Annotated in this window: 8 protein-coding genes and 1 pseudogene; 8 read left to right on the forward strand and 1 reads right to left on the reverse strand. The window is 71.1% G+C overall.

The annotated features are described in order from the left end of the window. Positions 1-622: 622 nt before the first annotated feature. The 4 genes and pseudogenes from HNQ61_RS19355 to HNQ61_RS19370 all read left to right on the forward strand — a co-directional run bounded on the left by HNQ61_RS19355 (position 623) and on the right by HNQ61_RS19370 (position 5988). Positions 623-3250, forward strand: coding sequence for a glycoside hydrolase family 3 C-terminal domain-containing protein (locus tag HNQ61_RS19355; protein WP_170036475.1), 2628 nt, complete (start codon positions 623-625; stop codon positions 3248-3250). A 320-nt stretch (positions 3251-3570) separates the two neighbouring features. Continuing rightward, positions 3571-3783: pseudogene (locus HNQ61_RS29870) on the forward strand (hypothetical protein); the annotation flags it as partial. A 499-nt stretch (positions 3784-4282) separates the two neighbouring features. Then, the gene (locus HNQ61_RS19365) at positions 4283-5446 is read left to right on the forward strand and encodes a hypothetical protein (protein ID WP_170036477.1); all 1164 of its coding nucleotides are present in this window, start codon (positions 4283-4285) and stop codon (positions 5444-5446) included. Positions 5447-5487: 41 nt separating this feature from the next. Next, complete coding sequence (locus HNQ61_RS19370) at positions 5488-5988, forward strand: hypothetical protein (RefSeq protein ID WP_170036479.1); 501 nt, start codon at positions 5488-5490, stop codon at positions 5986-5988. 203 nt (positions 5989-6191) lie between these two features. On the opposite strand, the gene HNQ61_RS19375 is transcribed toward HNQ61_RS19370, so the two are convergent. Next, positions 6192-7361, reverse strand: a complete 1170-nt coding sequence (locus HNQ61_RS19375) for an FHA domain-containing protein (protein ID WP_170036481.1) — start codon at positions 7359-7361, stop codon at positions 6192-6194. A gap of 129 nt (positions 7362-7490) precedes the next feature. On the opposite strand from HNQ61_RS19375, the gene HNQ61_RS29280 reads away from it, so the two are divergent. The 4 genes from HNQ61_RS29280 (at position 7491) to HNQ61_RS19395 (ending at position 12151) form a co-directional block, all read left to right on the forward strand. Further along, positions 7491-9902 (forward strand): VWA domain-containing protein, encoded by a 2412-nt coding sequence (locus HNQ61_RS29280; protein ID WP_170036483.1) that lies wholly within the window; start codon positions 7491-7493, stop codon positions 9900-9902. A 103-nt stretch (positions 9903-10005) separates the two neighbouring features. Further along, positions 10006-10488, forward strand: coding sequence for a type VI secretion system contractile sheath small subunit (locus tag HNQ61_RS19385; protein ID WP_170036485.1), 483 nt, complete (start codon positions 10006-10008; stop codon positions 10486-10488). Next, positions 10485-11831 carry a hypothetical protein gene (locus tag HNQ61_RS19390; protein ID WP_170036487.1) on the forward strand — a complete coding sequence of 449 codons (1347 nt, stop codon included), beginning with the start codon at positions 10485-10487 and terminating at the stop codon, positions 11829-11831. The genes HNQ61_RS19385 and HNQ61_RS19390 overlap by 4 nt, the downstream gene beginning before the upstream one ends. Continuing rightward, positions 11828-12151, forward strand: coding sequence for a hypothetical protein (locus HNQ61_RS19395; RefSeq protein WP_170036489.1), 324 nt, complete (start codon positions 11828-11830; stop codon positions 12149-12151). The genes HNQ61_RS19390 and HNQ61_RS19395 overlap by 4 nt, the downstream gene beginning before the upstream one ends. Positions 12152-12222 lie beyond the last annotated feature (71 nt).

Here is a 12222-nt window from a genome sequence, read left to right on the forward strand (position 1 = left end):
GAGCGCACCTCGTTTCGTTGACAACCAACGCGCCCTCTGAGTGCCAAAGCGTTACCCACAAGGACGCCCACCGCGTCATGGATTGGTGAACGCGAACGGCGCCATCTCACGCTGGACGCGCCAGTGTCATCAGACGGTAAACGCCCACCGCGTGATCAGGTGGTGAACGCAAACGGCGCCGTCTCACGCTAGACGCCCCGGTGTCATCAGACGGTAAACGCCCACGGCGTCATCCTGAGGGAGCGCGCACCGTACTTTCCTCGGAGCCGAGTCATGCGCGACCGAAGGATCTACTTTCCGCCGAGCCAACACCGCGACAAGCACACCCGTTCTCGCGGGGAAAGCAGATCCTCGTCGGCGCCAAGTTGTGGCCCCGCCGAAACATCGGCCGGCGCCTCCTCAGGATGACGCCTTGGGCGTTATCTCGTTTGCGGATGAGACCGCGAGCGCGGGGGCGTGGCATCTGCACGTGCCTCCCGTCGTTGGTATCCCCCTCATCAGAGCACAACGATACGCCTGAGGCAGGACGCGTTCACTCTTGCGGCGGATCGACAAGTCATCTTATCTCTACTCTCCCCGCACGTTCTGCAGGCCCACTCGTTCGGCCCTCCCAGAGAAATCCATGGTTGCCAGCCGGAACTCCATTCTGAAGGCACTCGCCGCGTGGTGCGGGCTGCTGCTCGGCGCGCAGTCCGTAAGCGCGCAGGCGCCGGCGTACCTCAATCCGGACCTGCCCGTCGCGCAGCGCGTGAACGATCTGGTCGCGCGGATGACGCTGGAGGAAAAAGTCTCTCAGATGCTGGACCAGGCGCCCGCCATCGACCGCCTGGGCGTGCCCCGGTACAACTGGTGGAACGAGGCGCTGCACGGCGTGGCGCGCTCCGGGCTGGCGACCTCGTTTCCGCAGGCCATCGGCTACGCCGCGACGTGGAACGACAGCCTGGTGCACCGCATGGCGGTCGCCATCTCCGACGAGGCGCGCGCCAAGCACCACGAGTACGTGCGCCACGACCGCCGCCTGCGCTACCAGGGCCTCACGCTGTGGTCGCCCAACATCAACATCTTTCGCGATCCGCGCTGGGGCCGCGGGCAGGAAACGTACGGCGAGGACCCGTTCCTCACCGGCAGCCTGGGCGTGCAGTTCATCCGCGGGCTGCAGGGCGACGACTCCACCTATCTCAAGACGGTGGCGACCGTCAAGCACTTCGCCGTGCACAGCGGGCCGGAGCCGGAGCGGCACGTGTTCGACGCGGTGGTCGGCGAGCGCGATCTGCGGGAAGCGTATCTTCCGCACTTTGAGCGAGGCATCCGCGAGGGCGGCGCGTACTCGCTCATGTGCGCCTACAACCGTGTAAACGCGCTGGCCGCATGCGGAAGCGAGCCGCTGCTGCAGGGCATTCTGCGCCGCGAGTGGGGGTTCGATGGATTCGTGGTCAGCGACTGCTGGGCCGTGGACGACATCTACCTGAACCACAAGCTGGTCGCCACGCCGGAGGAAGCGGCCGCGCTGGCCGTGCGCTCGGGGACGGATCTGGACTGCGGCAGCAAGGTGTACCCGGCGCTGGTGAACGCCGTCCGCCAGGGCCTGATCAGCGAAGCGGAAATCGACGCGGCCGTGCGCCGCCTCTTTACCGGCCGCTTCCGCCTGGGGATGTTCGATCCGCCGTCGCGCGTGCCCTACGCGCAGATCCCGTATTCCGTCGTGGACCAGCCCGCGCACCGCGAACTGGCGCGGCAAGTGGCGCGCGAGTCCATCGTCCTGCTCAAGAACGACGGCGTGCTGCCGCTGCGGCGCGACCTGGGGACGCTGGCTGTCATCGGCCCCAACGCGGACCAGTGGCTGATGCTGCTGGGCAACTACAACGGCGTACCATCCGACGTCATCACCCCGCTGCGCGGCATTCGCGAGGCGGTGGCGCCGGGGACGCGCGTGCTGTACGCCCGCGGCGCCGACTTGGCGGACGGCTTTCCCTTTCACGAGATCGTCCCCGCCGCCGCGCTCGGCGGGCCGGACGGGCGGCCGGGGCTGCGCGCGGAGTACTTCGGCACCGGAGCGCTGGAGGGGGCGCCGCTGTTCACGGGCACGGACAGCACGCTCAACGCCGACTGGCACGACCGCGCCCCGCGCGCGGACATGAACGACGACGACTTTGGCGTGCGCTGGACGGGCACGCTGCGTCCCACGCGCACGGGGACGTACCGGCTGGGAATGATCGCCACCACGCGCTTCGAGCTGTACCTGGCGGACACGCTGCTCGTGCGCTCGCAGTACAACTACCGCGACGAACTGGGCGATCCGCGCGTCGTATCCGCCGAGCCCGTGCACCTGGAGGCCGGCCGCGCGTACCCCATCCGCGTGGACGCGCACGAGTCGTACGGCGACGCGCAGGTGCAGCTGGTGTGGGACGCGCCGCCCGGCGACCTGGAAGGCGAGGCGATGGACGCGGCGCGGCAGGCGGATGCCGTGGTCCTCTTCCTGGGCCTGTCGCCGCGGCTGGAGGGGGAGGAAATGAAGGTGGAGGTCGATGGATTCCGCGGCGGCGACCGCACCAGCCTGGACCTGCCCGCCTCGCAGCAGCGGCTGCTGGAGCGCGTGACGGCGCTGGGCAAACCGACGGTGCTGGTGCTTCTGAACGGCAGCGCGCTTTCCGTCGGCTGGGCGCAGGAGCACGTGCCGGCCATCGTGGAGGCGTGGTATCCGGGACAGGCGGGCAACGCGATCGCCGACGTGCTCTTTGGCGACTACAATCCCGCCGGACGGCTTCCCGTCACCTTCTACCGCCGCGTGGAGGACCTGCCGCCGTTCGGGGAGTACGCGATGGCGGGGCGCACCTATCGCTTCTTTCGCGGGGAGCCGCTGTACGCGTTCGGCCACGGCCTCAGCTACACGACGTTCCGCTACGCCAACCTGCGGACGAGCGCCGCCTCGGTTGCGCCCGGCGGCCAGGTGACGGTGAGCGTGGATGTCACCAACACCGGCGCGCGCGCGGGCGACGAGGTGGTGCAGCTGTACGTATCCTATCCCGGCTCCGCAGTGGAGCGGCCGGTGCGCGAGCTCAAGGGCTTTGCGCGCGTGCCGCTGCAACCGGGCCAGACGCGCACCGTGCAGATGACGCTGCGCGCGGATGAACTGCGCTACTGGGATGCCGACAACGATCGCTGGCTGCTGGAGCCGCGCCCCGTCCGCCTGCAGGTGGGCGCCTCCTCCGCCGACCTCCGCGTGGAGCAGATGCTGGGCGTGGGGCCCTGAGCTTGGGGTCGATGAAAGGCGGTAATCCGCCGTCCCCGTCAGCATGACGACGGGTGGGGAACGCGTCTACATCCGCCCCGGCGCCCGATGGCGCCGTCCTGAGGAGGCGCCGCTGCAACTATCACCGGCACAGCAGGTTGGCGCCGACGAAGGATCTATTTTCCCCGCGAGAACGGGCGTGCTCGTCGCGATGCAGGCTCTCATCGGGAACGGTGGATGCGGATCGTTCGCGGCCAGTGCCATCAACGCAGGATGGTTGATGAACGCGGGCGGCTGCGAAGCTGTTCCTACGGACGGATTCTCCCGATCAAAACATCGCCATGCACGATGATCATCCGCTGGACCTGCAGGCGATCGAAGCACGCGTCCGAGCGGTTTCGTCCGGGCCGTGGGCATCGTACATCGAGGGACGGGATCACTGGTCTGGCAGCGACTTCATCATGACGCCGGGGGAGGACATTGAACTGGGCGCCACGGATGAGGACCAGGACTTCATCGCGGCCGCGCGGCGCGAGGTGCCGCGGCTGGTGGCGGTGGCGCGGCGGCTGCGAAGCGCGGCCGATCCCAGCGGGAGCGAGATGGATGCGGCGGAGCTGGCGCGGATCGAGAAGCTCGCGGATCGTGCCTCGCCGGGTCCGTGGACGCTGGTGGCCGACGGCACGGAGCACCCGCAGTTTCCCATCTACATCCGCATCCATCGCACACGGGAGGGCGGGGAAATGGATCTGCTGCCATACGGTGCCACCGCGGATGACCTGAAGTTCATCGCGCACTGCCGCGGCGACATCCCGCGGCTCATCGCCGAGATCCGCCGCCTGCGCGCTCACCGCGAACATTCCGGCGGGTGATCCGCCGCTGAGGCCGCGCCTCGCTCACCCATTCCCGCGGAGCGCCCCTGAACTCCGCGGCGGACATCGGCCGCCGGCCGGATTCCAGCGGCTCCGCAGCCTTTCCCGCATGGAAATCTCGCGGTATCTTGGTGCGTCGCCCCATGTTGACTTCCGGCGGGGCCAGCCACGTCTACGCGAGCTCATGTACGAGGATCTGTTCCGCACTGTTCAGGAGGCCACGGAGGGCGCGTACGACGTTCTCGGGGAACTGGGGCACGACCAGGAGCGGATCGCGTTCCTGGCGCGTGATCTGGACACCGGACTTCTCACCGTGCTGGCCCTGGCGTTCCAGGGCGACGAAATCGAGGTCATCCCCCGCCTGGGTCCTGGCGTGCCCGTGGTGGGCAGCCTGTGCATGGGGTGCGGCTCGCCCAAGGAAGGGTGGGAAGACCGCTGCGCCAACTGCGAGACGCGCGGCTACGGCACCGGCTCCATCACCCCCGAAGGCGGCGCGGACGCCCTGCTGCGCACCGTAAGCAGCGCCGCGGCGGGGACGTACGATGTGCTCGGCGCGCTGGAGCGCACCGGCGGCGCGCCCCTGTACTTTGCGCGCGAGGCCGGGAGCGGGCGGCTCGTGGGCCTCGCTCTGCAGCAGGACCCGGGCGAGCGCGACGGCTTCTCCCTCGTACTCGCGTGGGAAGGCCCGCTCGCCTCGGCCGCCCCCGCCGCTGACTACGCGGCGCCCGCGGACTACGGCTACGAGCCGGAGCCCGCGTATGATGAGGGATGGCCGGCGCCCGCGCCCGACGAGATCACCGATCCCATGCTCGGCCTTTCGCGCGCGGACGCCGACGCGGCCGCATCCCCGGCTCCCGCGCCGCGGCGCCGGCACGGCCTGCTGACGGTGGCGGGAATCGGCGTGGCCGTGTTCGGCGGGCTGGCGCTCTTCGCGCTGCTCGGTTCCGGCGCGGACGAGCCAGCCGCGCCGGAGCCCACCACTGTTGCCGCCGTGCCGGCTCCGGTTCCCGCGGACACCCCGCTGGCCGTCCCCGCGGTGCAGCCCGACACCCCGGCCGCCGCGCCCGTGCGGACGGAAGAGCCCCGCGAGCGGCCCAAGCGCGAGGAATCCACCCGCAAGGCCGTGGTCATCCTGGACGGATCGCTCCCGGGCGGATGGTCGCGTTCGGTGAACGGCGGCGCGCCCAGCAGCAATCCCACGGTGCAGCTCACCCCGCGGCGCACGGCCACCATCGTCGTAGACGCGCCCGGATATTGCACCGAGACGAGGACGTTCCAGCTTGGCCCCGGCGCGGAGCAGCGCTGGGTGCTGGCCATGAGGGAGCGGCCCCTGGTCGGCGAGTGCTGACGGGGCGCCCGCCCCGCAACCTCACCTGACGAGGACCGCTCGTGAACCTGCCGCTCCGGATTGCGCCCCGCTGGTGGGCGCTCGGCCTTCTTGCCGTCACCGCCGCCTGCGGCTCCGCCTCCAAGGGCCCGTCGCCCATGGGCGGGCGCGCCGTGGCGGGCGACACCGTTTCGCTGGTGCAGTACTACGTCCGCCCGGACGGGCGCGACCGCTTTGAGCGGTTCGTGCGCGAAAGCTACTGGCCCGCCGTGCAGGAAGTCGCCCGCAAGAATCCGGAGCGCGTGCGCGGGTTCCGCCAGGCGCGCATCATCTTTCCCACGCGCGCCAACCCGGACGGCAGCTTCACGTACGTCTTTCTGCTTGACCCCATGGTGACGGGCGAAAGCTACCGCATCCTGGAACTGCTGCAGCAGGTGTATCCGGCCGCCGAGGCGGAGCAGCGCTACCGGCAGTGGGCGGAAACGTGGATCCGCCCGTTCACCTCGCAGGTGTTCGTCCAGTCAGGCCCGTCTCGCGACGGCGGATCGTCCGACCGGCAGTAACGGGCGGGAAACAGACGCGCGGCGGAGATTCATCCGCCCCGAAAACCGAATGCCGCAGATTCACCGATGTTGGTGAATCTGCGGCATTTAGCGTTTTCACCCGCGCCGTATCCCGTTGCGCCGGATCAATTTCCGGCGCGTAAGAGGAAGATGGATGGCATCCGGCTTGCTCCTCCGGCCGGCGTTCCATCCCCGCCGCCGGGCTACTGCACGGTCCAGCGGTCGCGGCGGGAGACGAAGCGGTCGATGTGCAGGTGCAGCCCGGTGCTGGCGCGGTCGTTCAACCCGGCGGCGCGCGCGCTGGCCACCTGGGCGCGAAGAACCTGGTCAGTGGAAAAGTCCTTCACCCGGATTCCCTGCGCCCGCAGCGCCTGCACGGCAAACTCGATCTGCTCGCGCGACAGGTCGCGGACCCGCAGGTCCATGGCGCCGCCCTGGCCGTACAGCGACAGATGCTCCGCGTGGTCGCGCCCGGTCACCACGATGCGCCGCCCGAAGCGCTCCTCAAAGCGCTGCTGCACCTCATCAAACCGCCGCGTGAACTCCGCGGAGGAAAGCTGCGAGCCCGGCCGCACCGGCGCGGGAGCCGCGGAGGGAGCCTTGGGCGCGTCGCGGTAGCCCGCGGGGACGGCGACGCGCTTTTCGCGGTACACGGCGGCGATGGTGCGCTCCAGCGTGGCGATCTGCGGCCGCACCCAGGCGTTGTCGCGCAGGCGGCTGGTTTCCAGCACCCGCGTGGCCCGGGCGAACTCGCGCAGCGCCTCCTGGGGAATGCCCAGATCCAGCAGCGTGGCCCCACGCTCCACGTGCTCGTAGGAAGTCGCGATCAGGCGGTCGTACTCCCTCGCGTCCGCCTCGGACAGTGGCTGCACCGTGTCCGGCCGGGTGAGCGCGTAGACGAGCACCCCGGCCGCGCCCAGCAGAAGCAGCAGGGAAAGCGCCACCGCGACGTGCGTCCACCGCGGACGCCGGACCGTGATACGGCGCTTCGGCCTCGCCCGGGGCGGCGGCGGAACGGGCGGGGGCGGGGGAACAAAGGCCTCCGCGGCGGGGCGGGGACGCGCGGCGGGCTCGCCGCTGTCGTACCGGTACGCCGCGCCCGGCGCCACGCGCAGCACGTCTCCGCTGCGCAGCCGCACCGGATCCATCAACCGGACGCCGTTCAGCTCGATCGAAGTCCCGGCGCCGCGGGCCGGGGAGGCCCAGAGACCGTCTTCGCGCTCCACGATGGCGACGTGCCGCGGCGCTACGCCGGGAAGAAAGACCGGGAGCGCGGCATCCTGCGAAGCGCCGATCCAGAACGGTGTGTCGTGGATGGGCACTTCCGGCCCGCGGGTGGGCGCGACGGGGATCAGGCGGGGCGAGGTCGGCATGACCCCAAGCTGGCCGGGAAGGGCGTGCAGAGCAAGGGTAGTTTGTAACAACTGCGACAGCAGCAGTTGCCGGGCTGCCCCCTATGGTGCTACCATTACACTCGTTACGACCCCCGGGCGGGATGGCGAATGCCGGCGTACCTGATTGAATTCGAGACGAGCCAGGGCCCGCAGCGGCGGCGCTTCACCATCGACCAGGAGCGCCTCCTGGAGCCGCAGGTGCGGCAGATTCTGGAGGAGCTGAACGCGCACGGGGTGGTGCTGGCGGGGGGACCGGACCAGGAGCTGGGGGTGTTCTGGAACGGCCGCGAGGTCCCCACCGGGCAGACGCCGGCGCAGTTGGGGCTGGCCCCGGAGCGCTCGCTGGAACTGCGGATGCGCCCCCGCCGGCGCGAGGCGGTGCGCATTCAGGTGGCCGCGCCGGAGCCGCCGCCGCCCCGCCGGGCACCCAAGGGCGCGTACGCGGCGGCCGTCTGGGGCGCGACGGGGGCGCTGGCCGCCTGGCTGGCCACCTGGATGCTGGACGACCTCGGGCCGATGATCGACAGCTACGCGCGGCTGGACGTTGCCGCCGCCACGCTGATGGGCGCGTGGATCGGTGCCTTTACCGGCGCGGGGGCAGGGCTGCGGCGCAACGCGGGGCTCGGGCGCACGGCGCTCACCGGCGCGCTGCTGGGGATGGTGGGCGCGATGATCGGCGGGGCGGCGGGGACGTGGCTGGGCGGTGCGCTGTGGCCGGCGCCGGGGCGGGGCGGGTTCCTGGCGATGCGCGTGCTGGGATGGGCGCTGCTGGCCGCTGGACTGGGCGCCGCGCTGGGGCTGGCGGGATGGAAGTCGGACCGCCGCGGCGTGCTGGACGCCGCGCTGGCCGGGGCGGCGGCGGGGATCTTTGCCGGCGTCGTGTTTTCCCTCCCCGGCGCGTCGGACCTGTGGCAGGCGCTCGCCTTCGCCGTCGTGGGCGCGGGGGTGGGATGGGGAACGGCGGGACCGGCGCTGATGCGCTCGCTGGGCGTGCTGGAGCTGGAAGCGGCGGACCGGCGGCGGCGGGGACTGTTGGGCCTGCGCGAGTGGGGGCTGGCGGAGGGGGCGGTGGTGGAGCTTCCCGCGGCCGCCGTCTACGTGAGGGACGGGCTCTGCGCCGTGGCTCCGCGCGGCTCGTCGGCGGTGACGGTTTCCGGACGCGCGCTGCTGGAGCCCGCGGAACTGCGCGACGGGGACCGCATCGTGGCGGGCGGGGGAAGCTACCGCTTTCGCAGGATGGCCATGATCGCCGCCCTCCTGCTCTGCGCCGGGCCGGCCGCGGCGCAGACGGCGGACGCGGTGGAGGTGGCGGATACGATGCCGCCGCGGCTGGTGCGCTGCGTGGAAGGGCGCGGCCTCCCCTGCCTGCAGTCCACCGTCGTCTTCCGCCCGGGAGAAGGCGCGCCGGACTCGGCGGGATGGGCGGGGCGGCTGGGACCGCTGGGGCTGCGCGCCCCCGCCGTCCGCGCCAGCGCCCCGGCGGAGCCGGTGACGCTGCTGGTGCTGGTGGACGTCAGCGGGAGCATGGCGGGCGGGGGAATGCAGGCGGCCCGCTCGGCGCTGCGCGGCTTTCTGGGCGCGCTGCCGGCCAACGCGGTGCGGGTGGGGGTGGCGCCGTTCTCCAGCACGCAGGTGCAGGGGCGCATTCGCCAGGCGCGCTTCGGCCCGCCCGCGGAGGCGGCCAAGCAGGTGGACTACCTGCCGGTGCCGGCGGGAAACACGGGGCTGTACACCTCCATCGTCACCGGGTTGGAGGTGCTGGAGCGGGAGCGGGGGGCGCGGGCGCTGCTGGTGATTACCGACGGGCGCAACGACGTGGCGGGCGCGGGGGACGACCCCGGCCTTCTGGCGGGCCCCGCCGGGCAGCGGTCGACGACGGAGCGGGTGCGGGCGGGCGGGATTCCCGTCTACCTGGTCGGCTTCGGGACGGGGGTGGACGCCAACGAACTGCGGCTGCTGGCCTCCTCCGCCGGGCGCGACTTCACGGTGCCGGAAGATCCCGTCGCGCTGGCGCGGGTGTTTGCGCGGGTGGGGGGACAGCTGGGCGCCACGCGCGAGCTGACCTGGGTCCTGCCGGTCGCCAACCGGGGATGGCTGGCCCGCGGCGCCCTTCCGTACGGCGCGTGGAGCGTGCCGCAGGAGGGCGGCGTGAGACGGGACGCGCGGTGGGTGCCGCCCCTGTACGCCCTTCCCGCGTTTCAGGGCGTGGCGGATTCCGCGGCGGCGGCGGGGTGGGCGCTGCAGGGGGACGCGGGGACGGCGTGGCGCCGGGCCGTGATCCTGCTTTCCTTGGCCGGCGTGCTGGCCATTCTATGGATCGGCGTGCCCCGGTGGACGTGGGCGGTGGCCGACGCGGGACCGGTGCCCGCCCCCCGCCCGCGCACCATTCCGCTCCCCGGGCGGGGCGCGCCGGAGCCCGCGGCGCCGGGCGGGCTGCGCACGGATCTGCGCGACGCGCCGCCGCGCCGGCCCACGGATGCAACGGCCAACGCCGCGCGGCGGGTGGCGCGGGGCCAATGAGATTGAGCGACAACACCTTACCGGCCGGTTTCGCGGGCCCGCCGCTTGCGCTGGACCGCGGGAGAGATCGTCCGCCGCTTTCGACCAACACGGAGGCTCCGCAATGCCTGTAGTGCGCGTCACCCGAGCCGGCGTCCGTCCGGCTCCACGCGAAGTGCCCACGGACACCACGCTGACCGTGCTCCCCATGACCTTCGACCGCGTGGGCGAAGAAGCCGGGGAAGACGAGCGTCCCACCCGCGTGAGCTCGCTGTCGGAGGCCTTCGAGACCTTCAAGCCGCACCTGGATTTCCGCACCACGGTGGGCGAGGAAGGGACGGAGTTCGTCGCGGAGCTGGAGTTCGGCAGCCTCAAGGACTTCGACCCCAAGCAGATCCGCCAGCGGCACCCGTCGCGCCGCAACGACCTGGCCGACCTGCAGGCCCGCATCGACCTGCTGCACCGCATGCGCGAGCGCTTCGGCACGCTGCCGGTGAAGCGCGCCTGGGACCAGCCGGAGCAGCGGGCGGAAATCCTGGCCGCCGTGCGCGAGTTCGAGTCCCAGCTCCGCCTGATCGCGGGCCACGCCGAAGGAGATGACGCATGAGCGATCCCGTGGTCACACGCACCGCGCAGGAAATCATCGGCAAGCGCAAGGCGGGCAAGGCGATCGAAGAAATCTTCAACGTCATTCACCCCGCGCCGCCGCGCACCGCGCTCAGCGAGATCTTTTCTCCGGAAAGCGCGTCGCAGTTCCTGGAGCGCGTCACCAGCTTCGCCAACCTGCTGTCGGAAGACGACGGGTACGAGCAGGCCCTCGCCAAGCTGGACGCCGCCATCGAGGACGCGTCCGGCATCCGCGACCAGGTGCTGGCGGAGATGTACAAGCAGATCCGCCCGGTGGAGCGCAGCTACCGCCAGCTGCACCTGTTCTTTGAGAACGCCGAGGTGCGCGACAACATGCAGCGCGCGCCGGTGGAGTTCCACATCTACAACGCCGACGTGGCCGCCATCCGCAACTCGACGGAAAGCAGCACCATCGAGGCGATCGACGAGTTCGTGCAGAGCCGGAACGACACCTTCAACTTCCGGCAGTTCATCTGCAACCTCGTCGTTCCCGGCTACATCCCGGATGACGTGCGCAAGCGCTTCGAGGACATCGCCAACACGTGGGGCATGCTCCTCATCGGCGACCTCAAGGACGAGGGCAGCTTCCGCCAGCTGAGCGACCAGTTCCGCACGGACGGCGGCGCGTACGAGTTCCTCAAGCGGCCGGAAGACCGCGCGGCGGCTGACGTGGTGATCGCGGGATGGGTCAAGCTGCGCGACCGCCACTGGTTTGAGGAAGCGGACGGCGCGGCGGAGGACGCCGACCTGTACGCGCCCTCGTCGCTGATCTTTGGCGGATGCCTGGTGCGCACGGACCGCACGTCGGGCGGCGGGATCGCGCAGGGGCCGGTGGGGATGATCTTCGGCAAGGTGCGCGGGGTGGAAAAGGCCCGCATCGAGCCGCGCATCTCGCAGATGGAGCACCTGAGCATGGAGCGCCAGGTGGTGACCGTCATCCGCAATGAAGACAACGACCTGTGCTTCGTGGGCAGCCGGTCGCAGGCGGAGGACCCCAACGGCATCCTCAAGTTCTTCACTTCGTACCGGGTGCTGCGCTACATCGAGCGGCGGGTGGCCGTGTACCTGCGCCGCGTGGCGGAGCAGCGGCTGACGCGCGACCTGGTGAAGGAGCAGGTGCGGAACCCCATCGAGGAGTTCCTGGACAGCGAAAAGAAGAAGGGCACCATCTACAACTTCGACCTCGACATCGACATGGACGAGGACAAGTTCGCGATGGGACAGCTGGACATTTCGCTGGAAGTGCTCCCCGTGGGACCGGCGGAAACGTTCCACCTCAAGATCGACACGCCGGATTTCGGCCGGGCCAAGGCCGAGAAGTGACGGCCGACGAGCCGCCCCGGGATGGCGCGCCGGGGCGGCGCACGGACCTGGGCGTGGAAGTGACGCGCGAGCTGGGCGGCTCCGGCCGCCTGGCGCGCGGCGGATCGACGCGGTACTCCACGCTGAAGTTCTCCTCGCGCGGGGTGCCGCGCGAAGAGGAGGTTCCGCCGGCCGAAGACGCGCCGGACGGAGCGGGGCGCGCCCCCATGGGCGCACCTGTTACGCCAACTGTAGCAGAAACGGTGCCGGTGGTGGTGCGGGATGAGCCGCCGCCGGGGCTGCTGGGACGGGTGGCAAGGCTGCTGGGCCTGCGCGGGTAGCGCGGGGATGGTGGTACCGAGGGCGCGGGCAGCGGCAGAGGGCGGCTGTCCAGGGCGGGAACCGACAGGAA

It is taken from the genome of Longimicrobium terrae, from assembly GCF_014202995.1.
Classification (GTDB): domain Bacteria; phylum Gemmatimonadota; class Gemmatimonadetes; order Longimicrobiales; family Longimicrobiaceae; genus Longimicrobium; species Longimicrobium terrae.

Coding starts and splice junctions, on each gene's coding strand:
- HNQ61_RS19385 (WP_170036485.1), top strand. CDS start 10,006: ATGCCTGTAGTGCGCGTCACCCGAGCCGGCGTCCGTCCGGCTCCACGC.
- HNQ61_RS29280 (WP_170036483.1), top strand. CDS start 7,491: ATGCCGGCGTACCTGATTGAATTCGAGACGAGCCAGGGCCCGCAGCGG.
- HNQ61_RS19355 (WP_170036475.1), top strand. CDS start 623: ATGGTTGCCAGCCGGAACTCCATTCTGAAGGCACTCGCCGCGTGGTGC.
- HNQ61_RS19365 (WP_170036477.1), top strand. CDS start 4,283: ATGTACGAGGATCTGTTCCGCACTGTTCAGGAGGCCACGGAGGGCGCG.
- HNQ61_RS19375 (WP_170036481.1), bottom strand. CDS start 7,361: ATGCCGACCTCGCCCCGCCTGATCCCCGTCGCGCCCACCCGCGGGCCG.
- HNQ61_RS19390 (WP_170036487.1), top strand. CDS start 10,485: ATGAGCGATCCCGTGGTCACACGCACCGCGCAGGAAATCATCGGCAAG.